25 protein-coding genes are annotated in these 25155 nt (G+C 71.5%); 8 read left to right on the top strand and 17 right to left on the bottom strand.

The window, feature by feature from the left end:
• Positions 1-11: 11 nt before the first annotated feature.
• The 3 genes from ACGF5C_RS19210 to ACGF5C_RS19200 all read right to left on the bottom strand — a co-directional run bounded on the left by ACGF5C_RS19210 (position 12) and on the right by ACGF5C_RS19200 (position 3627).
• The gene (locus ACGF5C_RS19210) at positions 12-1802 is read right to left on the bottom strand and encodes a 3-hydroxyacyl-CoA dehydrogenase family protein (RefSeq protein ID WP_393303336.1); all 1791 of its coding nucleotides are present in this window, start codon (positions 1800-1802) and stop codon (positions 12-14) included.
• A gap of 137 nt (positions 1803-1939) precedes the next feature.
• Complete coding sequence (locus tag ACGF5C_RS19205) at positions 1940-3007, bottom strand: alpha/beta fold hydrolase (RefSeq protein ID WP_393303334.1); 1068 nt, start codon at positions 3005-3007, stop codon at positions 1940-1942.
• Between the two features lie 74 nt (positions 3008-3081).
• Positions 3082-3627, bottom strand: coding sequence for an FHA domain-containing protein (locus ACGF5C_RS19200; RefSeq protein ID WP_393303332.1), 546 nt, complete (start codon positions 3625-3627; stop codon positions 3082-3084).
• A 324-nt stretch (positions 3628-3951) separates the two neighbouring features.
• Between ACGF5C_RS19200 and ACGF5C_RS19195 the strand changes: the two genes are divergently transcribed.
• Complete coding sequence (locus tag ACGF5C_RS19195) at positions 3952-5448, top strand: aldehyde dehydrogenase family protein (RefSeq protein ID WP_393303330.1); 1497 nt, start codon at positions 3952-3954, stop codon at positions 5446-5448.
• 18 nt (positions 5449-5466) lie between these two features.
• Here ACGF5C_RS19195 and nucS read toward each other — a convergent pair whose 3' ends face one another.
• Positions 5467-6126, bottom strand: coding sequence for an endonuclease NucS (nucS, locus tag ACGF5C_RS19190; protein ID WP_350678158.1), 660 nt, complete (start codon positions 6124-6126; stop codon positions 5467-5469).
• Between the two features lie 71 nt (positions 6127-6197).
• On the opposite strand from nucS, the gene ACGF5C_RS19185 reads away from it, so the two are divergent.
• Positions 6198-6815: a DUF4126 domain-containing protein gene (locus ACGF5C_RS19185; RefSeq protein ID WP_393303328.1), complete on the top strand. Its 618-nt coding sequence runs from the start codon at positions 6198-6200 to the stop codon at positions 6813-6815.
• A gap of 144 nt (positions 6816-6959) precedes the next feature.
• Here the strand turns inward: ACGF5C_RS19185 and ACGF5C_RS19180 are convergent, their stop codons facing one another.
• On the bottom strand, positions 6960-7559 hold the full coding sequence (locus ACGF5C_RS19180; protein WP_393303326.1) for a hypothetical protein: 600 nt from the start codon (positions 7557-7559) through the stop codon (positions 6960-6962).
• Between the two features lie 809 nt (positions 7560-8368).
• Here ACGF5C_RS19180 and ACGF5C_RS19175 point away from each other — a divergent pair.
• Together ACGF5C_RS19175 and ACGF5C_RS19170 are read left to right on the top strand one after the other, a co-directional pair.
• Positions 8369-9274 carry a polysaccharide deacetylase family protein gene (locus tag ACGF5C_RS19175; RefSeq protein WP_393303324.1) on the top strand — a complete coding sequence of 302 codons (906 nt, stop codon included), beginning with the start codon at positions 8369-8371 and terminating at the stop codon, positions 9272-9274.
• A gap of 62 nt (positions 9275-9336) precedes the next feature.
• Entirely contained in the window at positions 9337-9636 is a 300-nt protein-coding gene (locus ACGF5C_RS19170) for a DUF1540 domain-containing protein (protein WP_393303322.1), read from the top strand.
• Positions 9637-9698: 62 nt separating this feature from the next.
• Here the strand turns inward: ACGF5C_RS19170 and ACGF5C_RS19165 are convergent, their stop codons facing one another.
• Positions 9699-11705, bottom strand: coding sequence for a protein meaA (locus tag ACGF5C_RS19165; protein ID WP_393303320.1), 2007 nt, complete (start codon positions 11703-11705; stop codon positions 9699-9701).
• A gap of 151 nt (positions 11706-11856) precedes the next feature.
• Here ACGF5C_RS19165 and ACGF5C_RS19160 point away from each other — a divergent pair, with 151 nt between their 5' ends.
• Positions 11857-12705 carry an ABC transporter ATP-binding protein gene (locus ACGF5C_RS19160; RefSeq protein ID WP_393303318.1) on the top strand — a complete coding sequence of 283 codons (849 nt, stop codon included), beginning with the start codon at positions 11857-11859 and terminating at the stop codon, positions 12703-12705.
• Positions 12702-13547: an ABC transporter permease gene (locus ACGF5C_RS19155; protein ID WP_393303316.1), complete on the top strand. Its 846-nt coding sequence runs from the start codon at positions 12702-12704 to the stop codon at positions 13545-13547. The genes ACGF5C_RS19160 and ACGF5C_RS19155 overlap by 4 nt, the downstream gene beginning before the upstream one ends.
• Before the next feature lie 48 nt (positions 13548-13595).
• Here the strand turns inward: ACGF5C_RS19155 and ACGF5C_RS19150 are convergent, their stop codons facing one another.
• The gene (locus tag ACGF5C_RS19150) at positions 13596-14444 is read right to left on the bottom strand and encodes a 3-hydroxyacyl-CoA dehydrogenase family protein (protein WP_357459570.1); all 849 of its coding nucleotides are present in this window, start codon (positions 14442-14444) and stop codon (positions 13596-13598) included.
• Between the two features lie 105 nt (positions 14445-14549).
• Positions 14550-15986 carry a UDP-N-acetylglucosamine 1-carboxyvinyltransferase gene (murA, locus tag ACGF5C_RS19145; RefSeq protein ID WP_393303314.1) on the bottom strand — a complete coding sequence of 479 codons (1437 nt, stop codon included), beginning with the start codon at positions 15984-15986 and terminating at the stop codon, positions 14550-14552.
• Between murA and ACGF5C_RS19140 the strand changes: the two genes are divergently transcribed.
• Positions 15985-16557 carry a cob(I)yrinic acid a,c-diamide adenosyltransferase gene (locus tag ACGF5C_RS19140; protein WP_393303312.1) on the top strand — a complete coding sequence of 191 codons (573 nt, stop codon included), beginning with the start codon at positions 15985-15987 and terminating at the stop codon, positions 16555-16557. The two genes, murA and ACGF5C_RS19140, sit on opposite strands and share 2 nt — an antisense overlap.
• 32 nt (positions 16558-16589) lie before the next feature.
• On the top strand, positions 16590-16982 hold the full coding sequence (locus tag ACGF5C_RS19135) for a VOC family protein (protein WP_393303310.1): 393 nt from the start codon (positions 16590-16592) through the stop codon (positions 16980-16982).
• A gap of 163 nt (positions 16983-17145) precedes the next feature.
• Here the strand turns inward: ACGF5C_RS19135 and ACGF5C_RS19130 are convergent, their stop codons facing one another.
• The 9 genes from ACGF5C_RS19130 to ACGF5C_RS19090 all read right to left on the bottom strand — a co-directional run bounded on the left by ACGF5C_RS19130 (position 17146) and on the right by ACGF5C_RS19090 (position 25096).
• The gene (locus tag ACGF5C_RS19130; RefSeq protein ID WP_393303308.1) at positions 17146-17601 is read right to left on the bottom strand and encodes a DUF2550 domain-containing protein; all 456 of its coding nucleotides are present in this window, start codon (positions 17599-17601) and stop codon (positions 17146-17148) included.
• A gap of 12 nt (positions 17602-17613) precedes the next feature.
• Positions 17614-17898: a F0F1 ATP synthase subunit epsilon gene (locus tag ACGF5C_RS19125; RefSeq protein WP_393303306.1), complete on the bottom strand. Its 285-nt coding sequence runs from the start codon at positions 17896-17898 to the stop codon at positions 17614-17616.
• Between the two features lie 89 nt (positions 17899-17987).
• Positions 17988-19130: an LCP family protein gene (locus ACGF5C_RS19120; RefSeq protein WP_393303305.1), complete on the bottom strand. Its 1143-nt coding sequence runs from the start codon at positions 19128-19130 to the stop codon at positions 17988-17990.
• A gap of 214 nt (positions 19131-19344) precedes the next feature.
• A complete protein-coding gene (gene atpD / locus ACGF5C_RS19115; RefSeq protein ID WP_393303303.1) occupies positions 19345-20781 on the bottom strand; it encodes a F0F1 ATP synthase subunit beta in 1437 nt (478 codons plus the stop codon).
• Entirely contained in the window at positions 20781-21710 is a 930-nt protein-coding gene (locus ACGF5C_RS19110) for a F0F1 ATP synthase subunit gamma (RefSeq protein ID WP_393303301.1), read from the bottom strand. The genes atpD and ACGF5C_RS19110 overlap by 1 nt, the downstream gene beginning before the upstream one ends.
• Before the next feature lie 10 nt (positions 21711-21720).
• On the bottom strand, positions 21721-23376 hold the full coding sequence (gene atpA, locus ACGF5C_RS19105) for a F0F1 ATP synthase subunit alpha (RefSeq protein ID WP_393303299.1): 1656 nt from the start codon (positions 23374-23376) through the stop codon (positions 21721-21723).
• A gap of 92 nt (positions 23377-23468) precedes the next feature.
• Positions 23469-24290 carry a F0F1 ATP synthase subunit delta gene (locus ACGF5C_RS19100; protein ID WP_393303297.1) on the bottom strand — a complete coding sequence of 274 codons (822 nt, stop codon included), beginning with the start codon at positions 24288-24290 and terminating at the stop codon, positions 23469-23471.
• A complete protein-coding gene (locus ACGF5C_RS19095) occupies positions 24290-24829 on the bottom strand; it encodes a F0F1 ATP synthase subunit B (RefSeq protein WP_350684039.1) in 540 nt (179 codons plus the stop codon). Before ACGF5C_RS19095 ends, ACGF5C_RS19100 begins: the two co-directional genes overlap by 1 nt.
• Positions 24830-24859: 30 nt before the next feature.
• Entirely contained in the window at positions 24860-25096 is a 237-nt protein-coding gene (locus ACGF5C_RS19090) for an ATP synthase F0 subunit C (RefSeq protein WP_357698819.1), read from the bottom strand.
• Positions 25097-25155: the final 59 nt, after the last annotated feature.

Here is a 25155-nt window from a genome sequence, read left to right as displayed (position 1 = left end):
CGTTGACCCGCTCAGCGACGGGTGTGGTCGCGGAAGCCCCGGCCGCTCTTGCGGCCCAGGTAGCCGGCCGTGACCAGGTGCTCCAGCAGGGGCGCGGGCGCGAAGCCCGGCTCGCGCAGCTCCAGGTAGAGCTCCCGCTGGATGGCCAGCGAGACGTCCAGGCCGACCACGTCGAGCAGCTCGAACGGGCCCATCGGGTAGCCGCAGCCCAGCTTCATCGCGTAGTCGATGTCGTCGGCGGTGGAGTAACTGGCCTCCAGCATCTTGACCGCGTCGTTGAGGTACGGGAAGAGCAGCGCGTTGACGACGAAGCCGGACCGGTCGCCGCAGACCACGCCCGTCTTGCCCAGCGCGGCGCAGACGGCGCGGGCGGTGGCGGTCGTCTCGGCCGAGGTCCGGATGGTCTGCACGATCTCGACCAGCGGCATGACGGGGGCCGGGTTGAAGAAGTGCAACCCGACCACGTCGGCGGGCCGCTGGGTGGCCATCGCGACGTCGATCACCGGCAGCGACGAGGTGGTGGTGGCGAGCACGACGCCCGGCTTGCAGATCTCGTCGAGGCTGGCGAAGAGGGCCTTCTTGACGCTCAGCTCCTCCACCACGGCCTCGACCACGAGGTCGACGTCCGCCAGGTGCTCCAGGGTGGCCGACCAGTTGATCCGGCCGAGCGTGGCGTCCCGGTCGGCCTCGCTGACCTTGCCGCGCACCACGCCCTTGTTGAGCGAGGTCTTGACCGCCTCGCAGACCTTCGCGGACTTCTCCGCGCCCCGGGTCACCGAGACGACCTCGTAGCCGGCCTTGGCGAAGACCTCGATGATCCCGGTGGCCATCGTCCCGGAGCCCACCACGCCCACCTTCGCGATGGCGCGCGCGCCGTCGGCCAGCGCCGGCTCCGCGGCCACGGGCGTCCGCTCGTCCGGTACGACCTTCGGGGAGCCCGGCCGCTCGTAGGTGTAGAAGCCCCGGCCGGACTTGCGGCCGAGCAGCCCGGCGGTGACCATCTGCTTGATCAACGGCACCGGGGCGTGCCGGCGGTCCCGGCCGCCGCGCCGGTACATGGTGTCCAGGATCTCGTACGCGGTGTCCAGGCCGATCAGGTCCATCAGCGCCAGCGGGCCCATCGGCAGGCCGCAGCCGAGCTTCATGGCCGCGTCGATGTCCTCGCGCGTGGCGTAGTGCGACTCGAACATGCCGACGGCGTGGTTGAGGTAGCCGAAGAGCAGCGCGTTGGCGATGAAGCCGGCGCGGTCGTTGATGGTCACGTCGACCTTGCCGAGCCGCTCGCAGAGCGCCTCTACGTCGGCGACCACGTCGGCGGAGGTGACCACCGTCCGGACCACCTCGACGAGCTTCATGACCGGGGCCGGGTTGAAGAAGTGGATGCCGATCACCTGGTTGGGCCGGCTGGTGGCGACGGAGATCTCGGTGACGCTCAGCGACGAGGTGTTGGTGGCCAGGATGGCCTCGGGCTTGCAGACCCGGTCCAGCTCGGCGAAGATCCGCTGCTTGAGGTCCAGGTGCTCGGGCACCGCCTCGATGACGAGGTCCACCGAGTGCAGCGCGTCCAGCCCGACCTGCCAGTGGACCCGGCTCAGCAGCGCGTCCCGGTCCGCCTCGGCGAGCTTGCCCTTGGCCACGGCCCGGTCCGTCGAGCCGGTCAGGGTGGCCCGGCCGCGCTCCAGCGCACCCTCGGAGATCTCGACCGCGACGACGTCGACGCCGTTGCGCGCGAATACCTCGACGATGCCGGCACCCATGGTGCCCAGACCCACAACGCCCACGCTGGTGAACTCGCGCGCCACGACCGGCCTCCCCAATGCTCCGCACAGCCGCGTGAACGGCCACTAAGGTTATGCGCGCGAGTCTGCCACGTGACGTTCGGTTGTCGAGACGCGGTGGGGTATTTCACGAGCGGTGCGGCCCGTCGGCCCGCCCGTCGTCAGGCCGCCCCGCCGGTCAGCCGGAGCAGCTCGGCGACGAACTCGGCCGGCCGCTCCAGGTGCGGGCTGTGCCCACAGCCGGGCAACAGCACCTCCCGGTACGCGCCGCCGCCCGCCGCGTAACGCTCCAGCACCGCCCGAGTCTGCCCCACCATCGGCTGCGCCGGGCAGGCGTCCGCCCCCGGCCAGCCCGGCACCGCGCCGAGCGAGCCCAGGTGGGCCAGGTCGAACAGCGAGGTGTCCGAGACGATCACGTCGGCGTCCCCGTGGATCCAGGTGACCGGCGGCTTGCCGGCGACGGCCACGAGTTCGTCGGCGACCCGGAAGTACGCCGGGGAGAGCGCGTTGAGCACGCCGCGCCGGCCCGGGGCGGTGCCGGGCCAGTTCGCCGAGTCCACCGCCGTGCCCGGGTAGTTGTCGTCGCCCGTCGCGGTGGTGAGGAGGGTGTCCAGCAGCAGTTCCTCGTCGTCGCCGAGCGAGGCCGGGTCCGCCACGTAGGTGGCCCGCAGCACGTTGCGCGGGCTGGCCTGGCTGTCCGCGCCCCGGTCACCGGCGGCCAGCCGCTTGACGAACTCCTGGTTGGCCGTGCCCGCCCCGGTGCCGGCGAAGTCGGGCGTGGTGGGGGTGCCGGCCAGGTCGCGCGTGCCCCCGTAGCCGTACGGCGAGACCGGCGCGGCGAGCAGCAGCGCGGCCACCCGGTCGGGGTGGTCGACCAGCAGCCGCATGGCCACTCCCCCACCCAGCGAGTGCCCGACCACCACCGGCCGGGCGCCGGGCGCGAACAGGGACGGCTCGTCCAGCAGCGCGGCGAGGTCGTCGGAGAAGTCGGTCAGCCCCCGGGTCGCGTCCACCGGGGCGGTGTCGGTATACCCGTAGCCCCGCAGGTCGGGCGCGACCACCCGGAGGGTGTCCGGCAGCCGCCGCACCAGCGGCTCCCAGAACGCCGCGGACGAGCAGTTGCCGTGGATCAGCAGCACGGGCACGCCGTCCGGCGGCCCGGCCACCCGCACCGCCTGGGTGATCCCGTTCGCCGACACGAGATGCTGTCCGGTCTCCATCCGCGGCATGCTGCCACGACGCCCCGGCCGCGTCCATGGGTCCTCCCGCCATGTTCCCTGGTCGGGAGGTGTGTGGCGACAGGTCAGGACGGGGCGGACCCCAGCACGCCCACCGGCAGCGGCGGCACCGCGCCCGGATCCTGGAGGGCCGGCATCGCGGCCGACAGCGGCGGCACCGGCTGGGCCGCCTGAAGGGCGGGGGCCGCGAGGGGGTCGGCGCCCGGGAGGGCCGGGGTCGCGATCGGCAGCGGCAGCGTCGGGCGGTGGTCGCGGCGCGGCCGGCCGAAGCTGAGCCCCACCGGATCGGTCCGCGCCACGCCCGGGTCGAAGAGGCGCAGCTCGGTGCGCCCGACCCGGATCACGTCCCCGTCTGCCAACTGCTCCACGCCGGTGATCCGTCGGTCGTTCAGCCAGGTGCCGTTGGTCGAGCCCAGGTCCGCCAGGCAGGCGCCCTCGCCCGTCAGCCAGACCTCGGCGTGCCGGCGGCTCAGGTGCGCGTCGGGCACGACGATGTCGGCCGTCGGCACCCGGCCGATCACCTGCCGCGCCGGACCGACCCGGAAACTCAGCCCCCGCATCGTCCCACCCGCCACCGTCAGCAACGGCATCAGTTCCGGACGCTCCTCCATGGACAGTCAGCCCCCCACCCGCACGGTCACCCTGCGCGCCAGCCTGCCACCACACGGTAGTCGCCCTCGACCGCCGGGCGGTCACCTCCACGCCCCCGGCCGGACACCTCCCGTTCGCCGGTTCGGTGTCCACCGGCTGACAAAGACCGCAAAACAGTCCCGGCCGGCCGGACGCCCCGACCACGTCCACGAGATCGGGCACCACCGCGCTCAACGAGGCCGGGCGGCGGGGCCGTGACCTCTTCCGTACGGACGGCCCGGCGGACCGGAACCAGCAGGCCCGCCACCCTACCGGCGAGTAATCCTCGGGTCTAGACTTCCGTCATGACGGCTGTGCATGTCCCGGGAACCCCGGTCATCGAGGACGGTCGGCTGGTGTCGACGAGCCCGGCGACCGGCGCGGAGGTCGGTCGCCTGCCGGTGGCGACCGCCGAGGACGTCGCGCGGGCGGTCGACCGCGCCCGCCCGGCCGGCGAGTGGTGGGCCGGGCTCGGCTTCGCCGAGCGCAGGGCGCGGCTGCTGCGGTGGCGGGCCCTGCTCGCCCAGCGGATCGAGGAGCTGGCCGCGCTGGTGCACGCCGAGGGCGGCAAGCCGTTGGCCGACGCCGTCGTGGAGATCGTCACCGCCGTCGAGCACGTCGACTGGGCGGCCCGCAACGCCCGCCGGGTGCTGGGCCCCCGCCGGGTCCGCTCGCGGCTCGTCCTGGCCGAGTTCTCCGCCCACCTCGAATACCAGCCGCACGGGGTAATCGGGGTGATCGGGCCGTGGAACTATCCCGTCTTCACCCCGATCGGCTCCGTCGCGTACGCGCTCGCGGCCGGGAACGCGGTGGTGCTGAAGCCCAGCGAGTACACCCCCGCCGTCGGGCAGTGGCTGGTCGACACGTTCGCCGAGGTGGTGCCGGAGCACCCGGTGTTCACCGCGGTGCACGGGCTCGGCGACGTCGGCGCAGCACTCTGCCGCTCCGGGGTGGGCAAGGTGGCCTTCACCGGCTCGTCCGCCACCGCCAGGAAGGTGATGGCGGCCTGCGCCGAGTCGTTGACGCCCGTGCTGCTGGAGGCGGGCGGCAAGGACGCGATGATCGTCGACGCCGACGCCGACCTGGACGCCGCCGCCGAGGCCTGCGTCTGGGGCGCGCTCACCAACGCCGGCCAGACCTGCATCGGCATCGAGCGGGTCTACGCGGTCGAGCCGGTCTTCGACGCCTTCGTCGGGAAGGTGGTCGAGCGGGCCGGCCGGTTGACCGTCGGCCCCGACGACGCCGACATCGGCCCGATCACCATGCCGAGCCAGCTCGACGTGATCCGCCGGCACATCGACGACGCGCTGGCCCGGGGCGGCCGGGCGGTGCTGGGCGGCGCCGACGCGGTGCAGCCGCCGTACGTGCGCCCGACCGTGCTGGTGGACGTCCCGGAGGACTCACTCGCCGTACGCGAGGAGACCTTCGGCCCGACCCTGACCGTCAACCGGGTCCGCGACGCCGACGAGGCCGTCGCCCGGGCCAACGCCCTGTCGTACGGCCTGGGGGGTTCGGTCTTCGGCCGGCGACGCGCGGTGGCGATCGCCCGGCGGCTGCGCTCGGGGATGGCGTCGGTCAACTCGACGCTGACCTTCGCCGGGATGTCCACGCTGCCGTTCGGCGGCGTCGGCGACTCCGGCTTCGGTCGCATCCACGGTGAGGACGGGCTGCGCGAGTTCAGCCGCGCCAAGGCGATCACCCGCCGGCGGGCCCGGTCGCTGCTGGCCTCCACGACCTTCGAGCGGACGCCGGCCGACGTCGCCCGGCTCGTCAGGGCCATCAAGGCGATGTACGGCCGGTGAGCCATGGTGCGGAGGGCGTCAGAAGAGGGTGAGTTCGTCCCGCTCGATGCCCCGCAGCTTGTCGTAGTCCACGACGACGCAGCGGATGCCCCGGTCGGTGGCGAGCACCCTGGCCTGCGGCTTGATCTCCTGCGCGGCGAACACCCCGGCGACGGGCGCGAGCAGCGGGTCGCGGTTCATCAGCTCCAGGTACCGGGTGAGCTGCTCCACGCCGTCGATCTCGCCGCGCCGCTTCACCTCCACCGCCACGGCACCCTGGTTGGCGTCCCGGCAGAGCAGGTCCACCGGGCCGATGGCCGTCATGTACTCCCGGCGGACCAGCGTGAACCCCTCGCCGAGCGTCTCCGGGTTGGCCGCCAGCAACTCCTGGAGGTGCGCCTCCACGCCGTCCTTGCGCAGGCCCGGGTCGACGCCCAGCTCGTACGAGGTGTCCTGGAAGACCTCCTCCAGGGTGATCCGCAGCTCCTCGCCGGCCTTGTTGACGACCCGCCAGACGCCGGGGGCCTCCTCCAACCGGCAGGGCGGGCTCATCCAGTTCAGCGGCTTGTACGCCCGGTCGTCGGCGTGGATCGACACCGACCCGTCCGCCTTCACCATCAGCAACCGGGTGGCCGGCGGCAGGTGGGCCGAGAGCCGTCCGACGTAGTCCACCGAGCACTTCGCAATCACCAACCGCACCCGAAGAGGGTAGCCGAGGCCCCGGCCCGCGCCACCGAGCGGCACTGGCGTGGCGGTGGGATGCTGAGACGGTGCTCGAAGTTCTCACCGGTACCGGCCTCGCCGCCTCAGCGGGGCTGAACGCCTACATCCCCCTGCTCACCATGGGGTTGCTGGCCCGCTACACCAGCCTGATCGACCTGCCCGCCGGCTGGCAGTGGCTCGGCAACGGCTGGGTGCTCGCCATCCTGGCGGTGCTGCTGGTCATCGAGGTCGTGGCCGACAAGGTGCCCGTGGTCGACCATGTCAACGACGTGGTGCAGACCGTGGTCCGGCCCACCGCCGGTGGCCTGGCCTTCGGCGCGGGCTCGTCGTCGGAGACGGTGACGGTGAGCGACCCGGGGAGCTTCTTCTCCTCCCACCAGTGGGTCCCGGTGGTGACCGGGGTGCTGATCGCCCTCGGCGTGCACCTGCTGAAGTCCGCCGCCCGACCGGTCGTCAACGCGACCACGGCCGGCGTCGGCGCCCCGGTGGCCAGCACCGCCGAGGACGCCACCAGCGTGGTCATGTCGGTGGTGGCGATCATCCTGCCGGTGCTGGTGCTGGCGTTCCTGCTCGGGCTGGTCCTCTTCGTCGTCTCGTTCCTGCGCCGCCGGTCCGACCGACGCCGCGAACGTCAGGCGGCCCGGGCCGCCGGCTTCCGCGTCTGACCCTCGTACGCACCGACGGCCGGCCACCCCGCGTGGGGGTGCCGGCCGTCGTCGGTGGTGACGATGTGTGGTGGAGATGTGCCGCTGGCCGGCGCCCGTGTCGGGTGCCGGCCAGCGATCCCCCTTGTGGTGAATGTCTGTGTGTCAGCTGTTCCAGTGTTCGGCGACCAGGTCGGCGGCCTGCTGTTCCCACTGGGCGTAGTGGTCCGGGTACGCCGACACCTGCACCGTCTGCGCGGCCTCGGTCAGCGGCATGTCCTGCCACCGGTCGACCTGCTTCAGGCCCTTCAGGAACGCCGTCGTCGAGTACTCCGGGTCGGTGATCTGCTCCACCGTGCCCCAACCGCTCGACGGGCGCTGCTGGAACAGACCCTGCGAGTCGTGGTCGTTGCGGTCACCCAGATGACCCAGGTTCTCCAGCTTCGACTCCTGCAACGCCGTCGCGATCGACACCACCGCGGCCCGCTCGTCCATCCCGGCCTTCTTCGTCGCCGCAATGATCGCCTTCACGTTACCAACCTGCTCATCCGACAGATCGATCCGCGACTGCGCACCCTGCACACCATGCGGAACCAGCTTCGACCCGTCCATACCCGGCTTCTCAGCCTGCACCGCCACAGCGGTGATCGGCGTCGCCGCCTCGACCGGGGTGGTGTCGGTGTGGTTCAGCGGACCGGCGGCCAGACCACCGGCAACAGCCAGACCAGCGATACCAAGAACGCTCTTACGCATGATCGTGTTCATCAGACGCTCCATTCGGGGGTTGGCACCACACGCTGAGGGGGGTCAGCGGGGCGCAAGCACCGTCCGGCGCTCAACAAAACTCGGGGGAGATCCGGCGTCACGCGCCGGGAAGAATCAGACCGGCCGTGAGGACCGGAGCACCGGCCATTCGCGCGGGGCGAGGGGGTCGCCCTCCATTGGCCGGGACCATGTGTAACGACCGGCGACCCACCAACATTCCGGGGCCCGGGGGCCTGCACGCCAGCCCGCCGGGGGCGGCCTTGCTCGGCCGTACGCAGGGTGTATCGACCCCGCCCCGGCCACGATTCCGCCCCCACGATGCCCCCGGTCACACCCCGAACCGGACCCACGGGACACCGCCCACCCGAGCCCTGCCGAGCTGCCCTCACAAACGGGACACAACCGGACTCCACGGGTGCCGCCACCCGGCCCCTGTCGAGCTGCCCTCACAGACGCGGCACGACGTGCCGCCCGGAGGCGGCCGAGCCTGGTGTGATGGGTGGCCCCACAGCTGGGGCAGCTCGACAGCGCCCACAGCACCCGACCCACCCACGGTGACGCCTCGCCGACGCCTCACCGACGCTTCGCGGCAGCCGTGCCGCACAACCGACATCCAGGCACGGACGACGCGCGACCACCGACGGGGTGTGGCCCGCCGTGCCTGGCGCAGGGATCAAGCCTGACCGCCCGGAGCCGGGCACGGCGGGCCACACCCCCACCACCACGCACCGCAACCCACACCCCACCACGACCGCAAAGCAACCCACGCCCGGCACACGGAGAACACGAAGCGCTGACATCATCTCCCGGTGCCCGTGAAGACCCCCCGCGTTCCGCTCGCCGCCGCCACCGCCGCCGCCGTGATCGCCGTCGCGGCGCTCCTCGCCGGCCCGGCCCCCCTCCGCACCCCGACCGCCGCAGGCATCGTCCCGATCCCCGCGGCGCAGCCACAGTCCCCGTCGTCGGGGCCCACGCCCGTCCCGACGACCCCGGGCGCGACCCCGCCCGTCCCGACGACCCCGGGCGCGACCCCGCCCGGCACGAGGCCGCCCGTCGTCGACCACGGGCCGCGTGTGGGGAACAGGGTGGCGCTCACCTTCGACGCGGACATGACGGACGCGATGCGGTACCAGTTGCGCAGCGGCGCGGTGCGGTCGTACGCGAACCTGAAGATCATCGACCTGCTGGAGCGGGAGCGGGTGCCGGCCACGTTCTTCCTGACCGGCAGGTGGGTCGAGCAGTACCCGGCGGTGACCCGGCGGCTCGCCACGAACCCGCGCTTCGAGCTGGCCAACCACACGTACGGGCACCTGGCCTTCACCCCGGACTGCTATGGCCTGCCCCGCATCCCGGAGCGGGAGATGACGGCCGACGTGGCGCGGACGTTCGACGTGGTGGCCGCGTACGGCGGGCGGCAGACCCGGTACTTCCGCTTCCCGGGGCTGTGCCACGACCGGAAGGCGCTGGACGCGCTGGCGCCGCTGGGGGTGACCGTGGTCGACGGCGACGTGGTGAGCGGCGATCCGTTCGCGAAGTCGTGGCGGCCGGTCGTGCGGGCGGCGCTGGACGGGGTGCGCCCCGGGTCGGTGATCGTCCTGCACGTGACGGAGGCGAACGCGCCGATGACGGACGAGGCGCTGCCGCACATCCTGGCGGGGCTGGCCGAGCGCGGCCTGGAGCCGGCTCCGCTGTCGGAGGTGCTCGGGCAGGGCTGAATCCGCCTCGCCAACCCCACCAAAAGCCTAAAGTCGGGGCAAAGACTCTAGAGGAGGTTGGCATGACCGCAGCGATGGAGATGCCACGGGTCCAGGAGTGTGTGGTGACGGCCTGCGCGTACAACCACACCGGCGACTGCCACGCCTTCGCCATCACGATCGGCAGCATGGACCACGCGCACTGCCACACGTTCATCGAGATGCCCGCCGTCCAGGCCGGCGTGGACGGCCTCATCGCGCAGGTCGGCGCCTGCCAGCGGGCCGACTGCCGGCACAACGACCAGTTGGAGTGCCACGCGCCGGCGATCAAGGTCGGCCCGGACAACGACATGGCCGACTGCATGACCTACATCAGCCGCTGACCGCCCAGAGTGAAAGGAAGGGCCCCCTGTTAACGCCTAGCGTTAACAGGGGGCCCTTCCTTTCAGCTCAGGCCGTTGGCCTCGCGAACGACGGTGACCAGGTCGTCGATGATGCCGGTGAGGGCGAAGTCCTTCGGCGTGAAGACCCGGGCCACCCCGGCGGCCCGGAGTTGTGCGGCGTCGCCGGCCGGGATGATCCCGCCGACCACCACGGGCAGGTCCGGCCGGCCGGCCGCGCGCAGCCCGTCCAGCACCGCCGGCACCGCGGCCAGGTGCGAGCCGGAGAGCACCGACAGGCCGACCAGGTCCACGTCCTCCTCGACGGCGGCGGCGACGATCTGCCCGGCGGTCAGCCGGATGCCCTGGTAGACCACCTCGAAGCCGGCGTCGCGGGCGCGTACCGCGATCTGCTCCGCGCCGTTGGAGTGCCCGTCCAGGCCGGGCTTGCCGACCAGCAGCCGCAGCCGGCCGCTGCCCAACTCGCGGGCGGTGGCGGCGACCCGCTCGCGGACGGCAGCCAGGGTGGCGTCCCCGCCGGCCCCGGCGGCGCCGGCCAGGCCGGTGGGGGCGCGGTACTCGCCGAAGACCTGCCGCAGCGCGCCGGCCCACTCGCCGGTGGTCACGCCGGCCCGCACGCACTCGAGTGTCGCCGGCATCAGGTTCGTGGTGGTCGCGGCGTCCGCGCGCAGTCGGGCCAGCGCCGCGTCCACGGCCGCCGCGTCCCGCCCGGCCCGCCATTCGCGTACCGAGGCCACAGCGGCCGCCTCCACCGCCGGGTCGACCTGTTCGACGGCCTCGGCGCCGGCCGCGGTCAGCGGCGACGGCTCGGTCTCGGCGAACCGGTTGACCCCGACCACCACGTCGGTGCCCGCCTCCATCCGGCGCCGCCGCTCGGCCAGCGAGGCGACCAGCGCGCTCTTGAGGTAGCCGGTCTCCACGGCGGCCACCACGCCGCCCATCTCCAGCACCTTCTCCAGCTCGACCCGGGCCCCGGCGACGATCTCGTCGACCAGCGCGGCCATCACGTGTGAGCCCTCGAAGAGGTCCGGGTACTCCAGCAGGTCCGACTCGTACGCGAGCACCTGCTGCATGCGTAGCGACCACTGCTGGTCCCACGGCCGGGGCAGGCCGAGGGCCTCGTTCCAGGCGGGCAGCTGGACGGCGCGGGCCCGGGCGTCCCGGGACAGGGTCACGCCCAGCACCTCCAGCACGATGCGCTGGATGTTGTTCTCCGGCTGCGCCTCGGTCAGGCCCAGCGAGTTGACCTGCACGCCGTAGCGGAACCGGCGCTGCTTCGGGTTCGCCACCCCGTAGCGCTCGCGGGTGATCTCGTCCCAGAGCGCGCCGAAGGCCCGCATCTTGGCGATCTCCTCGACGAAGCGCACGCCGGCGTTGACGAAGAAGGAGACCCGCTGCACCACGTCGCCCATCCGCTCGGCGGGCACCTGGCCCGAGTCGCGGACCGCGTCGAGCACCGCGACGGCGGTGGAGAGCGCGAAACCGACCTCCTGCACCGGCGTCGCGCCGGCCTCCTGGAGGTGGTACGAGCAGATGTTCACCGGGTTCCACCGGGGCATCTCCCGCAGCGTGTACGCGATGACGTCGGCCGTGAGCCGCAGCGACGCCGCCGGCGGGAAGATGTAGGTGCCCCGGGAGAGGTACTCCTTGATGATGTCGTTCTGCGTGGTGCCGGCACAGCGGGCCAGCTCGGCCCCCTGCTCCGCGCCGACCGTGCCGTAGAGGGCGAGCAGCCACATCGCGGGCGCGTTGATGGTCATGGACGTGTTCATCTCGGCCAACGGGATGCCCTCGAAGAGGGCCCGCATGTCGCCGAGGTGCGCCACCGGGACGCCCACCCGGCCGACCTCACCGGCGGCGAGTTCGTGGTCGGGGTCGTAGCCGGTCTGCGTCGGCAGATCGAAGGCGACCGACAGGCCGGTCTGCCCCTTCGCCAGGTTGCGGCGGAAGAGCGCGTTCGTGGCGGCGGCCGAGCTGTGCCCGGCGTACGTGCGCATCACCCACGGGCGGTCGCGTTCGGGCAGCCGACCCGGGAGAGCCTTCTCGTCCATGGCGGGAGTCTAAGTTACCGTTCAGTCACCGGAGCTGTGGAAAACCACACAGCTCCATGGAGCGGACGCCCGGGTGCGAAGCTCCCGACATGGGTCGGACCGCCACACCCCGGCCGGGTCACGGCCACGGCCAGGACGCACACTTGACGACATGGATGACGAGCTCGCGATCTCCGTCCGGGGGCTACGCAAGGCGTACGGCGACAACGTCGCCGTGGCGGGCCTGGACCTGGACGTCCGCCGCGGCGAGGTGTTCGCCCTGCTCGGCCCCAACGGCGCCGGCAAGACCACCACCGTGGAGATCCTGGAGGGCTACCGTCGGCGCGACGCCGGCGACGTCTCGGTGCTCGGCAGCGACCCGGCCGCGCCGGCCGCCGGCTGGCGCTCCCGGATGGGCATCGTGCTCCAGGGCACGGGCGAGTTCGACGAGCTGACCGTCGCGGAGGTGGTGCGCCACTTCGCCGGCTTCTACGCCGGGGCGGACGACCCGGACAAGGTCATCGAGCGGGTGGGGCTGGCCGGCAAGGCGAAGGCGCGTACGCACACTCTCTCCGGCGGGCAGAAGCGCCGGCTCGACGTGGCGCTCGGCATCGTCGGCCGACCCGAGCTGCTCTTCCTGGACGAGCCGACCACCGGCTTCGACCCGGAGGCGCGCCGGGAGTTCTGGGAGCTGATCCGGGACCTGGCCGCCGCCGGCACCACCATCGTGCTGACCACCCACTACCTCGACGAGGCCGAGGCGTTGGCCGACCGGGTCGGCGTGATCGCCGGCGGACGGCTGGTCGAGGTCGCCGCACCCGACCGGCTGGGCAACCGGCAGGCGGCCCTCGCGACGGTCTCCTGGCGTACGCCGGAGGGGTCGCTGGAGACGGCGGAGAGCGCGACGCCGACGGCGCTGGTGGCCGAGCTGGCCGCGCGCTTCGGCGGCGAGGTCCCCGGCCTGACGGTGACCCGGCCGACCCTGGAGGACGTCTACCTGCGGATGATCGGACACCGATGACCACCACGACCAAGCCCGCCCCACCGGCCACCACGGCCCCGGCCCGACGGCCCGGTCCGGTCGCCCTCGGCCTGCGGCAGGGCCGGCTGGAGATCACCCAGTTCCTGCGCAGCCGGGAGTCCGTCGTCTTCACGATGGGCTTCCCGGTCATCATGATCGTGATCTTCGCGGCGATCTTCGACGACCAGATCGCGCCCGGGGTCAGCTACACCCAATACTTCATCACCGGCATGATCGCCACCGGCCTGATGACCGTCAGCTTCCAGAACCTCGGCATCTGGATCCCGATCGAGCGGGACCGGGGGGTGCTCAAGCGCTACCGGGGCACGCCGATGCCGAAGTGGGTCTGGTTCGCCGGCAAGGTCCTGATGGTCGTCGCCATCGGCATCGCGGAGACCGTGCTGCTGCTCGCCGTCTCGGTGGCGCTGTTCGACCTGGAGCTGCCCGGCACCGCCGCGAAGTGGCTCACCTTCGGCTGGGTGTCGGTGCTCGGCGTCACCGCCTGCACGTTGTGCGGCATCGCCATCTCGTCGCTGGCCCGCACCGCCCGCAGCGGCTCGGCCGTGGTCACCCCGGTCGCGCTGGTGCTCCAGTTCATCTCCGGCGTGTTCTTCGTCTTCACCGAGCTGCCGAGTTGGATGCAGCAGGTGGCGGCGATCTTCCCGCTGAAGTGGATGTGCCAGGGCCTGCGCTCGGTCTTCCTGCCGGAGAGCTTCGGCGCCCGCGAGCCGGCGGGCTCGTTCGAGCTGGACCGGGTCGCCCTCGTGCTCGTCGCCTGGTGCGTGGTCGGCCTAGTGCTCTGCCTGACCACGTTCCGCTGGACGACCAAGCGCGACGGCTGAGGCGCGGCGGGGCGCCACCCGTGGTGCCCGCCCCCGCCGCGTCCGCGCTCAGTACGTGTAGAAGCCCTTGCCGGACTTGCGGCCGAGGTCGCCGGCGGTGGCCATGCGCTGGAGCAGCTCCGGCGGGAAGAACTTCTCGTCCGCGGTGTCGGTGTAGATGTTCTTCGTGGCGTTGAGCAGCACGTCCACGCCGGTCAGGTCGATCGTCGCCAGCGGGCCCATGGCGTGGCCGAAGCCGAGCTTGCAGGCGGTGTCCAGGTCCTCGGCGGAGACCACGCCGGACTCGACCAGCTTGACCGCCTCCATGGCGAGCGCGCTGATCAGCCGGGTGGTGACGAAGCCGGCGATGTCCCGGTTGACCACCACGACGGTCTTGCCGATCCCCTCGGCGAACGCCTTCGCCGTCGCCAGGGTCTCGTCGCTGGTCTTGTAGCCGCGCACCAGCTCGCAGAGCTTCATCATCGGCACCGGTGAGAAGAAGTGGGTGCCGACGACCGCCTCCGGCCGCTCGGTCGCCGTGGCGATCTGGGTCACCGGGATGGCCGAGGTGTTGGTGGCCAGGATCGCGTCGGGCCGGCAGATCTTGTCCAGCGCCCGGAACACCTCGTGCTTGATCTCGATCTTCTCGAAGACCGCCTCGACGACGATGTCCGCGTCCGCCGCCGCCTCCAGGTCGGTGGTCGGGGTGATCCGGCCGAGCGTCGCCTCGACGTCGGACGCCTCGATCTTCCCCTTCTCGGCGAACCTCTCCAGCGACTTCCGGATGCCGTCCACGCCCCGCTTGGTGGCCGCGTCGTCCAGATCCCGCAGCGTCACCTGCCAGCCCGCCTGCGCCGCCACCTGGGCGATGCCCGAGCCCATCAGCCCGGCCCCGACGACCGCGAGTCGACCCGCCATCTGCTTCTCCCTCGCCTGAATGAGTGTCTGCCAGCACCCTAGTCGGCACGCCTGAACGGATGCTAAGGCGTGTCGCCCGGGCGGCGGACGGCAGCGGCGGGGCCTTCAGATGGTGAGGTCCGGCTCCTCCGGTGCGGTGCCCGGCTCCACCTCGACGCCGAGCGCCCGCAGGTCCGCCGCGAAGTCCGGGTAGCCCCGGTCCACGTGGTGCACGTGGGAGACCTCGGTGACCCCCTCGGCGCAGAGCCCGGCGATGATCAGCCCCGCGCCGGCCCGGATGTCGGTGGCGCGTACGGGTGCGCCGGAGAGCCGCTCGCGACCGCGTACCACCGCGTGGTGCCCGTCGGTCTTGATGTCCGCGCCCAGCCGCATCATCTCGTTGGCGAACATGAACCGGCCGTCGAAGATGTTCTCGGTGATCAGGGACGCGCCGTCGCTGACCGCCGCCAGGCCGATCGCCATCGGCAGCAGGTCGGTGGCGAAGCCCGGGTACGGCAGGGTGACCACGTCCACCGCCTTCGGCCGGTCGTCCATCCGGACTCGGAACGCGTCGCCCCTGGTCTCCACCAGGCCACCGGCGGAGATCAGCTTGTCGAGCGCGACCTCCAGGAACCCCGGCTCCACCCCGGTCACGGTGACGTCCCCCCGGGTCATCGCCGCGCCGAAGGCCCAGGTGCCGGCCACGATCCGGTCCCCCACCGTGGCGTGCCGCACCGGCCGCAGCCCGGGCACCCCCTCGATGTGCAGGGTCGACGTGCCGGCGCCGGAGATCCGCGCGCCCATCTGGTTGAGCATGGTGCAGATGTCGACGATCTCCGGCTCGCGGGCCGCGTTGTCGATGACGCTGGCCCCGCGGGCCAGCACCGCCGCCATGACCAGGTTCTCCGTCGCTCCGACGCTGGGGAAGTCGAGCATGATCTCCGCGCCGTGCAACCCGTGCGGCGCCGAGGCGATCACGAAGCCGTGCTCGCCCGAGATCTCCGCGCCCATCCGGGTCAGCCCGGAGATGTGCATGTCCAGCCCCCGCGAGCCGATGGCGTCCCCGCCGGGGTGGGCCACCCGCACGTACCCAAGGCGGGCCAACAGCGGGCCGAGCACGCAGATGGAGGCGCGCAACCGGCGGACGAGGTCGTAGTCGGCCTCGGTGCCGGGCTGTTCGGGCACGTCGATGACGACCGACCGGGACCGGGCCACCCCGCCGTGCGCGACCATCGGGTCGACCGGGTCGTCGGCGTCGAAGCGGATGCCGCAGCCGAGCCGGCGGAGCACCTCGCCCATGATCGCGATGTCGGTGATCCGCGGGACGTTGGTGATCACGCTGCGCCCCGGGGCGAGCAGCACGGCGGCCATCAGCTTCAGCGCCGAGTTCTTCGCGCCGACGACGTGCACCGTGCCGGCCAGGCGGGCGTCGCCGCGCACCCGGATGACGTCGACGTCGTTGACCGCCGGGTCACCGGCGTCCCCGGGGCCCACCCCGCCCGGCCGGAGTGTGCCCGGGCGCACCGGGATCGGCAGGTCCGGTATCCGTAGGCTGTGCGTCATGGCCGTCCACCTCACGCGCATCTACACCAAGGCCGGCGACGCCGGCATGACCAGGCTGAGCAACAACGAACAAGTGCCGAAGACCGATCCGCGCATCACCGCGTACGCGGACGTCGACGAGTGCAACGCCGCGATCGGCGTGGCGCTCGCGTTGGGGCAGCTCGACGACGAGCTGCGGGGCGTCCTGGCGTCGATCCAGAACGACATGTTCGACGTGGGCGCCGACCTGGCCACCCCGGTCGAGCCGGATCCGAAGTACCCGCCGCTGCGGGTCACCGAGGAGTACGTCGAGCGCATCGAGGGTTGGTGCGACGGGTACAACGCACGCCTGAGCAAGCTCGACTCCTTCATCCTCCCCGGCGGCACCGCGGGTGCGGCGCTGCTGCACGTGGCGCGGACGGTCGCCCGACGCGCCGAGCGGGCGGCGTGGGCCCTGGTCGCGCACGACCCTGAGCGGACCAGCTCGCTCCCGGCAAAGTATCTCAACCGGCTCTCTGACCTGCTGTTCATCCTGGCAAGAACGGCCAATCCGGGCGGAGATGTGCTATGGGTGCCGGGCGGTAGGCGCTGACCGCGCAGCATCCCCTCCCGTCGGACACCCCGGTGGGCGCGCTGCACCACGTCGAGGTCTGGGTGCCCGACCTGGCCGCCGCCGTCCGCGGCTGGGGTTGGCTGCTCGGCGAGCTGGGCTGGACGCCGTTCCAGGAGTGGCCGGCCGGCCGCTCCTGGCGGCTCGGCCCGACGTACCTGGTGGTGGAGCATTCACCGGCGTTGCGCGGGCGGCGGCACGACCGGCTCGCCCCGGGCCTCAACCACCTGGCCTTCCACGCCGGCCCGCCCGCTGCGGTGGACCGGCTGGTCGCGGCGGCGCCGGCACACGGCTGGACGCTGCTCTTCCCCGACCGCCACCCGCACGCCGGCGGCCCCGGGACGTACGCCGCCTACCTGGCCGACGACCAGGGCTACGAAGTGGAACTGGTGGCTTCGGCCGCCTGAGGCGTCTCTCAGCTTGCGGTGGGGTGTCTCCGGGGAGCCCACTCGCTCCGGGCGGTCAGGCTTGATCCCTCCACGAGCGGGCTCCCCGGAGACACCGTCGGGGTCACTCTCGTCGCGGAGCAGGCGGTTCGACGGCGTGGGGAGATGTCTGAAGCGGGCGTGGTCAGGCGGCGGGCCAGTCCTGGGAGGCCAGACGCGGCGAGGCCGCCCCCGGAGGGGCGGCCTCGAGCCAGGAGAGGAACCCGGTAACGGTGGATCGCGCCATGGCGATCTCGACCGGAGCGTGGCTGCTGGTACAGCGGAGGATGACCCAGTCGGCGGGCATGGAGAGGCGTTCCTGCCCCTCCGGAAGCCGCCGGCGCTCCACGGCCAGTCCCTTGCGGGAGAGCACCCGCGTGGGACGGATGGCGAGGCTGAAGGCCCGGTACCAGCGGAGTTCGTCGCCGACGAACCGGCCGAAGCCGGGGGACCAGCCGCGGCCGTCGAGCATCGTGGAGGTCCGGACGCCGAGCCGGATGATGCCTCCGCTACGCGTGACGACGGCCCGCCGGGCGAAGAGGATCAGGAGCGCGCCGAGGATGACGGCTACGCCGATTCCGATCCCTTCGACGATCCCCATCGGCGGTGCGGCTCAGCGGCTCTGTGCGGCGGAAACCGGGGTGGCGCTCTCGGCCAGGACGGTGACGCCGCCGGCGGTCACCGAGAGGAAGCCACCGGCGACCTCGTAGGAGACCTGCTCGCCACCGGCGAGCTTGATGCGTACCTGGCCGGGCTCGGCGAGCTGGCCGAGCAGGGGCGCGTGCCCCGGCAGCACACCCAGCTCACCCTCGGTCGTCCGGGCGACGACCATCTCGGCGTCACCGGACCAGACCTTCTCCTCGACGGCTACGAGCTCGACGTGAAGCTGCTGTGCCACGCTGTCTCCTTGCTGCGGCGGCGGATTGTCGAAAGTCTAGTCTTGCCGCGGACGCGCCCCCAACGCGGGTGGCGAGACCTGCGCCACGGCTATTTGGCCTTGTTCTGGAAGTCGGGGTGCTCCAACAGGAACGCGTCCAGCTGCTCGTTCTTGAGGGCGGTGAAGAAGTCCTCCACGGCCGGCTCGAACCGCTCGCCCCGGTACTTCCCGTTCTCGGTGACCCCGCCGCCGGGCAGCTTGACCATCTGGATCGTCTCCGGGCGGATGTTCTTCAGGGCGATGCCGAAGTCGATCACGCTGTTGCCGCGGCCGCTGAAGATCAGCGACTGCCCGGCCGCCCGCAGCACCCGGTCCAGCTTGATCGGGTTCGTCACCACGTCGGCGCTCAGCGCCTGGCCGGCCATGGCCTTGACGAACTGCTGCTGGTGGCGCTGCCGGCCGTAGTCGCCGTCCGGGACGCCGTTCTTCGGGTAGCGCTGCCGGACGTAGTCGAGCGCCTGCCAGCCGCTGAGGTGCTGGTTGCCCTTCTTGTAGACCGCCTGCGGGCCGACGTAGCCGTCGCCGTGCGGGTTGCCCTTGCGGTGCTTGCCGTCCGGCTCGCGGTGCTCGGAGCGCACCTCGCGCTCGATGTACATGTCGACGCCGCCCATCGCGTCGACGATCTTCTGGAAGCCGTTGAAGTTGATGATCGCGCCGGCGTCGAAGCGCTTGATGCCGGTGACCTTCTGCACCGTCGTCGCCAGCAGCTCGAAGCCCCGGGCGGCGTCCGGGTTCCCGCCCGGCACCCGGCTGCCGTACGACATCGCCGCGTTGAGCTTGTCGGTGCCGCCGTTGAACTCCGCCCGGCTGAACTTGGGGATCTCCACGAGGAGGTCGCGCGGCATCGAGAAGAGGTAGGCGCGGTCCATCTCCGCGGGCACGTGCAGCACCATGATCGAGTCGGCCAGCGGCGGCGCCTCCGGGTTGCGCGGGTCGATGCCGACCAGCAGGATGTTGAGCGGGCCCTTGATGTCGCTCTTGCGCTCCTTCGCCCCGGCGGCCTGGTCGCCGAAGAGGTCGGCCTTGCCCACCGCGCCCTCGTAGCGGGCCATCAGCGCCTCGGCGCCGACCAGGACCACGCCGCTGAGCAGCATCAGAACGGCACCGAACACCGTGCAGGCCCGGGCCCATCGCGGCACCCCCGACCACACGGACGACTTGCCGCCGCGCTTGCCGGCCTTACCCACGATCATCTCCGTTCGTCACGCCCACGATCAGGAGACGGGCGCACGCAGCCGATTGGTTGCACAGATCGACGCTCGCTTCCGGCGAGCGCGCGGATCGACGGTACCTCGCGTTCGGCTTGATCGCCGACCGCGCGGAACCGGGCAGCGGCGATCATAAGGCCCGAAGATGAACAAAAGGCCGCCCCGGCATTGCCGGGGCGGCCTTTTTCAGGACGACAGGTCAGCCCTTCATCAGCTCCGCCGCCTTGCGCTCCAGGTCCTCCAGACCGCCGCACATGAAGAAGGCCTGCTCGGGGAAGTGGTCGTACTCACCCTCGCTGATCTTCTTGAACGCCTCGATGGTCTCCTTGATCGGGACCGTCGAGCCCGGCACGCCGGTGAACTGCTCGGCGGCGTAGGTGTTCTGCGACAGGAAGCGCTCGATCCGCCGCGCGCGCTGCACGGTGATCTTGTCTTCCTCGGAGAGCTCCTCGATACCGAGGATGGCGATGATGTCCTGCAGGTCCTTGTACTTCTGCAGGATCCGCTTCACCTCGGTCGCCACCGCGAAGTGCTCGGCGCCGACGAACTCCGGGGCAAGGATCCGGGACGAGGACGCCAGCGGGTCCACGGCCGGGTAGATGCCCTTGTCGGAGATCGACCGCTCCAGGTTGGTGGTCGCGTCGAGGTGGGCGAACGTGGTGGCCGGGGCGGGGTCGGTGTAGTCGTCCGCCGGCACGTAGATCGCCTGCATCGAGGTGATGGCCTGGCCCCGGACGGAGGTGATCCGCTCCTGGAGCTCGCCCATCTCGTCGGCCAGGGTCGGCTGGTAACCCACGGCGCTCGGCATGCGGCCGAGCAGGGTGGAGACCTCCGAACCCGCCTGGGTGAAGCGGAAGATGTTGTCGATGAAGAGCAGCACCTCCTGCTTCTGCACGTCGCGGAAGTACTCCGCCATGGTGAGCGCGGAGAGCGCCACCCGCAGCCGGGTGCCCGGCGGCTCGTCCATCTGGCCGTAGACCAGCGCGGTCTTGTCGATGACGCCGGACTCGGTCATCTCGGCGATGAGGTCGTTGCCCTCACGGGTGCGCTCACCCACGCCGGCGAAGACCGAGGTACCACCGAAGTTCCGGGCGACACGGGTGATCATCTCCTGGATGAGCACCGTCTTGCCCACGCCCGCGCCGCCGAACAGGCCGATCTTGCCGCCCTTGACGTACGGGGCGAGCAGGTCGATGACCTTGATGCCGGTCTCCAGCATCTCGGTCTTCGGCTCCAGGTCCGCGAAGGCCGGGGCCTTGCGGTGGATGCCCCAGTGGTCGTCCGGGCTGAGCGTCTCGCCCTCGGTGAGGTTGAGGCACTCGCCGATCGCGTTGAACACGTGGCCCTTGACGGCGTCGCCCACCGGAACGGTGATCGGCGAGCCGGTGTCGCGCACCTCGGTGCCGCGGACCAGGCCGTCGGTCGGCTGCATCGAGATGGCACGGACCATGTTGTCACCCAGGTGCTGGGCGACCTCCAGGGTCAGCGTCTTCTCGCCGCCGGAGAGCGTCACGTTGACGTGCAGGGCGTTGAACAGGGCCGGCATGGCGTCGCGCGGGAACTCGGCGTCGACGACCGGGCCGATGACCCGGACCACGCGACCCGTGGCCGTCTTGGTCTCTACTGGGGCAGTCATCACACTTCACTTCCCGACGCGGCCAGCGCGTTCGCGCCGCCGACGATCTCGCTGATCTCCTGGGTGATCCCGGCCTGACGGGCCGAGTTCATCTCACGCGTGTACTTCTCGATCATCTCTTCGGCGTTGTCGGTGGCGCTCTTCATCGCCCGCCGACGGGCCGCCGACTCGCTCGCCGCCGACTCCAGCAACGCCGCGTAGATCCGCGTGTTGATGTACTTCGGCAGCAGCGCGTCGAGCAGCGCCTCCGCCTCCGGCTCGAACTCGTACGCCGGCAGCAGGCCCTCGGACCGGGGACGGTCCTCCACCTCCATCGGCCCGATGATCTTCGCGACCGGGGTCTGGGTCATCAGGGAGTGGAACTCGGTGTAGACGATGTGCAACTCGTCGATCCCGAGCACCCCGTCCGGCCCGGCGCCGCCGTCGACGTCGTCCGCGCCGGCCGTGAACGCCTTGATCAGCGTCTCGCCCACGGCGCGGGCGTCGGCGAACGTCGGCTGCTCCGAGAAGCCGGTCCAGTTCTCCTCGATCGGCCGGTCACGGAACCGGAAGAAGCCGACGCCCTTGCGCCCGATGACGTAGAGCACCGGCTCCTTGCCGTCGGCGCGGAGCCGGGCGATCAGCGACTCCGCCATCTTGATCGCGTTGGAGCTGTAACCGCCGGCCAGGCCACGGTCGGAGGTGACCAGCAGGACACCCGCCCGCCGCACCCGCGGACGCGGGGTGAGCAGCGGGTGGTCGATCCGCGCGTTGGACGCCAGCGCCGTGAGCACACCGGTGATGGCCTGGGCGTACGGCAGGGACGCCTCCACCCGGGCCTGGGCCTTGGCGATCCGGCTCGTCGCCACGAGCTCCATCGCCTTGGTGATCTTCTTCATCCCCTTCGCCGAGCGGATCCGTTGACGAAGAACGCGTACCTGGGCCGCCATGAATCAGCCCTTACTGGTTCTCGACCGGGCGGTCGGTCGTGCCGTCGCGGAAGCGGGTCACCGTCTCGCGGTTCTCCTCGCCCTCGAGCGGCGTGGCCGGGGCCTCGTTGATCCGACGCTCGTCGGCCTTGCCGAGGAAGAGCTGCTTGAACTCGGTGATGGCGCGGTCGAGCGAGCCGACGATCTCGTCGTCCCACTTGTTGTCGGCGATCCCGGCCAGCACACCCTCGTGCTTGTGGCGCAGGTACTGGAGAAACTCCGACTCGAAGCGGCGGACCTCACCCACGGGGATGTCGTCCAGCTTGCCCTCGGTGCCGGCCCAGACCGAGACGACCTGCTCCTGCACCGGGAACGGCGAGTAGTTCGACTGCTTGAGCAGCTCGACCAGGCGGGAACCGCGCTCCAGCTGGGCACGGGAGGCCTTGTCCAGGTCGGAGGCGAAGGCGGCGAACGCCTCCAGCTCGCGGAACTGGGCCAGGTTCAGCCGCAGCGACCCGGCGACCTTCTTCATCGGCTTCACCTGCGCGGCGCCACCGACCCGGGAGACCGAGGTGCCGACGTTGATGGCCGGCCGGACGCCCTGGTTGAACAGGTCGGTCTCCAGGAAGATCTGGCCGTCGGTGATGGAGATGACGTTGGTCGGGATGAAGGCCGAGATGTCGTTGGCCTTCGTCTCGATGATCGGCAGGCCGGTCATCGAGCCCCCGCCCAGCTCGTCGGAGAGCTTCGCGCAGCGCTCCAGCAGCCGGGAGTGCAGGTAGAAGACGTCACCCGGGTACGCCTCGCGGCCCGGCGGGCGGCGCAGCAGCAGCGACACGGCGCGGTACGCCTCGGCCTGCTTGCTCAGGTCGTCGAAGACGATCAGGACGTGCTTGCCGCCGTACATCCAGTGCTGCCCGATGGAGGAGCCGGTGTAGGGGGCGAGGTACTTGAAGCCGGCCGGGTCGGAGGCCGGGGAGGCGACGATGGTGGTGTACTCCATCGCACCCGCCTCCTCCAGGATGCCCTTGATCGAGGCGATCGTGGAGGCCTTCTGGCCGATGGCGACGTAGATGCAGCGGACCTGCTTCTTCGGGTCGCCGGAACGCCAGTTGTCCCGCTGGTTGAGGATGGTGTCCAGCGCGACGGTGGTCTTGCCGGTCTTCCGGTCGCCGATGATCAGCTGACGCTGACCGCGGCCGATCGGCGTCATGGCGTCGACGGCCTTGAGACCGGTCTGCAGCGGCTCGTCGACCGACTGCCGGGCCATCACGTTCGGGGCCTGGAGCTCCAGCTCGCGGAAGCCCTCGTTGGCGATGTCGCCGAGGCCGTCGATCGGCTGGCCGAGCGCGTTGACCACGCGGCCGAGGAAGGCGTCGCCGACCGGCACGGAGAGCACCCGGCCGGTGCGCTTGACGCGCTGCCCCTCTTCGAGCTTGGCGGAGTCACCGAGAACGACGACACCGATCTCCCGGACGTCGAGGTTCAGCGCCACACCCAGGGTGCCGTCCTCGAACTCCAGGAGCTCGTTGGTCATGGTCGAGGGGAGGCCCTCGACGTGGGCGATGCCGTCGCCGGTGTCGGCGACGGTGCCGACCTCCTCGCGGGAGAGTTCGGACGAGTAGGAGGAGACGTAGCGCTCCAGGGCGCCGCGGATCTCCTCCGTCGAGATGGTCAGCTCGGCCATCCTCTGCTTCCTTAAGTATCAGGGGCCCGGGATACCTAGTACCGACCGGTCCGAATGGCGTCTATTCACAGGCGCTGGGCGGCGGTGCCACCTCAGCGCTTCGCGAGCGCGTTGCGGCTCTCGTTGAGGCGGCGCAGGACGGTGCCGTCGTACAGATCGGAGCCGACCCGCACGCTCACGCCACCGAGAACTCCGGGGTCCACCGTCTGCTTGACGGAAACCTCTCGACCGTATATCGCGGAGAGGCTCGCGCCCAGCCGGCGCTCGTCCTCGTCACTCAACGGGGCCGCGACGGTCACGTACGCCACCTGCCGGTCCCGCCGGTCGGCGGCGAGCTCGACCAGCCGGGTGAGCGCCCCGGTGAAGGAGCGTCCCCCGAACCCGCCCAGCGCCGCCTCGACGAGGCGGAGGGTGACCGGGCGGGCCTTGCCGGCGAGCAGTTCGCGGGCCAGGGCGGCCCGGTGCCCGACCGGGGCGATCGGGTCCGACAGCGCGTTGGAGAGCGCCGACTGACCGGAGACCACCTGACCGAAGCGGAACAGCTCGTCCTCGACCTCGCCGAGGTCGCCGGCCGAGTCGGCGCTGGCAAGCAGCGCCTCCACGCCGAGCCGCTCGGCACCGTCGAGCAGCTCCGACGGCGCCGACCAGCGGCCGGCGACCAGCGAGGCGACCAGGTCGAGCGCCTCGGCGCCGATCTTGCCGCGCAGCAGCTCGCCGAGCAGTGCGGTGCGGTCCGCACCCGAGCGGGCCGGGTCGGAGAGCGCCCGGCGCAGCCGCGGCTCGCGCCGCAGCAGGTCGGCGACGGAGAGGATGTCGTCGGCGGTGGTGGCCACCGCCGACGGCTCCGCGCCGCGGACGTACGCGTCGAGGCGCTCGGCCGCGACCTTGTACGACTCCCGGCTGGCGGCCTGCATCAGCGGGCCCCCGCGCTCTCGAGACCGCTCAGGAACCGGTCGACGGTGCCCTTGCGACGCGCCTCGTCGGCGAGCGACTCACCGACGATCTTGCTGGCCAGGTCCACCGCGATCGTGCCGACCTCGGTGCGCAGCTCGCGCACGATGGTGGCCCGCTCGGCGGCGAGCTGCTCCTTGCCGGCCGCGATGATCCGGTCGGACTCCTCCCGTGCCTTGGCGAGGATGTCCTGCCGGATGCCCTCGGCGTCGGCCCGGGCGTCGTCCCGGATCTTGGCGGCGTCGGTGCGCGCCTCGGCGAGCTGCGCGCGGTACTGCTCGAGGAGCTGGTTGGCCTCGGCCTGGGCGGCCTCGGCGCGCTTGATGCCGCCCTCGATCGCGTCCACCCGAGCCTGGAACGTCTGCTCCATGCGGGGGAAGACGAACTTCATCAGCACGACGCAGAGCAGGGCGAAGGCGATGCCGCCCACCACGATCTCCTGCCAGATCGGCACGATCGGGTTGTGGGTCGACTCACCACCCTCAGCGGCGAGCAGGAACATGGAAGACCTCCCGGTCCGAGGGGGGCGGAATTACTGAATCGGGCCCTGCCAGATGAAACCGAAGGCGATGCCCAGCAGCGCGAGCGCCTCGATGACGGCGAAGCCGATCCAGACGTACGGCAGGGTCATCCGGGACGACTCCGGCTGGCGGGCGGTCGACTGGATGTAGGCGGCGAAGACCAGGCCGACACCGATGCCCGGGCCGATGGCCGCGAGACCGTAGCCGATGGCGGCGGTGCTGCCCTCTACCGCGGCGTAGATGTCCATTAGTGGGTTCCTCCTGGTTATCACGCGTGACGGTCACGCGGGACGACAACTGTTGGTGC

It is taken from the genome of Micromonospora sp. NPDC047620 (assembly GCF_043205005.1).
GTDB lineage: Bacteria > Actinomycetota > Actinomycetes > Mycobacteriales > Micromonosporaceae > Micromonospora.
Note: the sequence above shows the minus strand (reverse complement) of the source record. Positions and strands in the feature narration are given on the sequence as shown.

What these genes read in the sequence shown, in the direction of transcription:
- ACGF5C_RS19205 (WP_393303334.1), bottom strand. Translation starts at nt 3,007, where the DNA reads ATGCCGCGGATGGAGACCGGACAGCATCTCGTGTCGGCGAACGGGATC.
- ACGF5C_RS19200 (WP_393303332.1), bottom strand. Translation starts at nt 3,627, where the DNA reads ATGGAGGAGCGTCCGGAACTGATGCCGTTGCTGACGGTGGCGGGTGGG.
- ACGF5C_RS19195 (WP_393303330.1), top strand. Translation starts at nt 3,952, where the DNA reads ATGACGGCTGTGCATGTCCCGGGAACCCCGGTCATCGAGGACGGTCGG.
- ACGF5C_RS19180 (WP_393303326.1), bottom strand. Translation starts at nt 7,559, where the DNA reads ATGAACACGATCATGCGTAAGAGCGTTCTTGGTATCGCTGGTCTGGCT.
- ACGF5C_RS19170 (WP_393303322.1), top strand. Translation starts at nt 9,337, where the DNA reads ATGACCGCAGCGATGGAGATGCCACGGGTCCAGGAGTGTGTGGTGACG.
- ACGF5C_RS19165 (WP_393303320.1), bottom strand. Translation starts at nt 11,705, where the DNA reads ATGGACGAGAAGGCTCTCCCGGGTCGGCTGCCCGAACGCGACCGCCCG.
- ACGF5C_RS19160 (WP_393303318.1), top strand. Translation starts at nt 11,857, where the DNA reads ATGGATGACGAGCTCGCGATCTCCGTCCGGGGGCTACGCAAGGCGTAC.
- ACGF5C_RS19155 (WP_393303316.1), top strand. Translation starts at nt 12,702, where the DNA reads ATGACCACCACGACCAAGCCCGCCCCACCGGCCACCACGGCCCCGGCC.
- ACGF5C_RS19150 (WP_357459570.1), bottom strand. Translation starts at nt 14,444, where the DNA reads ATGGCGGGTCGACTCGCGGTCGTCGGGGCCGGGCTGATGGGCTCGGGC.
- ACGF5C_RS19140 (WP_393303312.1), top strand. Translation starts at nt 15,985, where the DNA reads ATGGCCGTCCACCTCACGCGCATCTACACCAAGGCCGGCGACGCCGGC.
- murA (WP_393303314.1), bottom strand. Translation starts at nt 15,986, where the DNA reads ATGACGCACAGCCTACGGATACCGGACCTGCCGATCCCGGTGCGCCCG.
- ACGF5C_RS19130 (WP_393303308.1), bottom strand. Translation starts at nt 17,601, where the DNA reads ATGGGGATCGTCGAAGGGATCGGAATCGGCGTAGCCGTCATCCTCGGC.
- ACGF5C_RS19120 (WP_393303305.1), bottom strand. Translation starts at nt 19,130, where the DNA reads ATGATCGTGGGTAAGGCCGGCAAGCGCGGCGGCAAGTCGTCCGTGTGG.
- atpD (WP_393303303.1), bottom strand. Translation starts at nt 20,781, where the DNA reads ATGACTGCCCCAGTAGAGACCAAGACGGCCACGGGTCGCGTGGTCCGG.
- ACGF5C_RS19110 (WP_393303301.1), bottom strand. Translation starts at nt 21,710, where the DNA reads ATGGCGGCCCAGGTACGCGTTCTTCGTCAACGGATCCGCTCGGCGAAG.
- atpA (WP_393303299.1), bottom strand. Translation starts at nt 23,376, where the DNA reads ATGGCCGAGCTGACCATCTCGACGGAGGAGATCCGCGGCGCCCTGGAG.
- ACGF5C_RS19100 (WP_393303297.1), bottom strand. Translation starts at nt 24,290, where the DNA reads ATGCAGGCCGCCAGCCGGGAGTCGTACAAGGTCGCGGCCGAGCGCCTC.
- ACGF5C_RS19095 (WP_350684039.1), bottom strand. Translation starts at nt 24,829, where the DNA reads ATGTTCCTGCTCGCCGCTGAGGGTGGTGAGTCGACCCACAACCCGATC.
- ACGF5C_RS19090 (WP_357698819.1), bottom strand. Translation starts at nt 25,096, where the DNA reads ATGGACATCTACGCCGCGGTAGAGGGCAGCACCGCCGCCATCGGCTAC.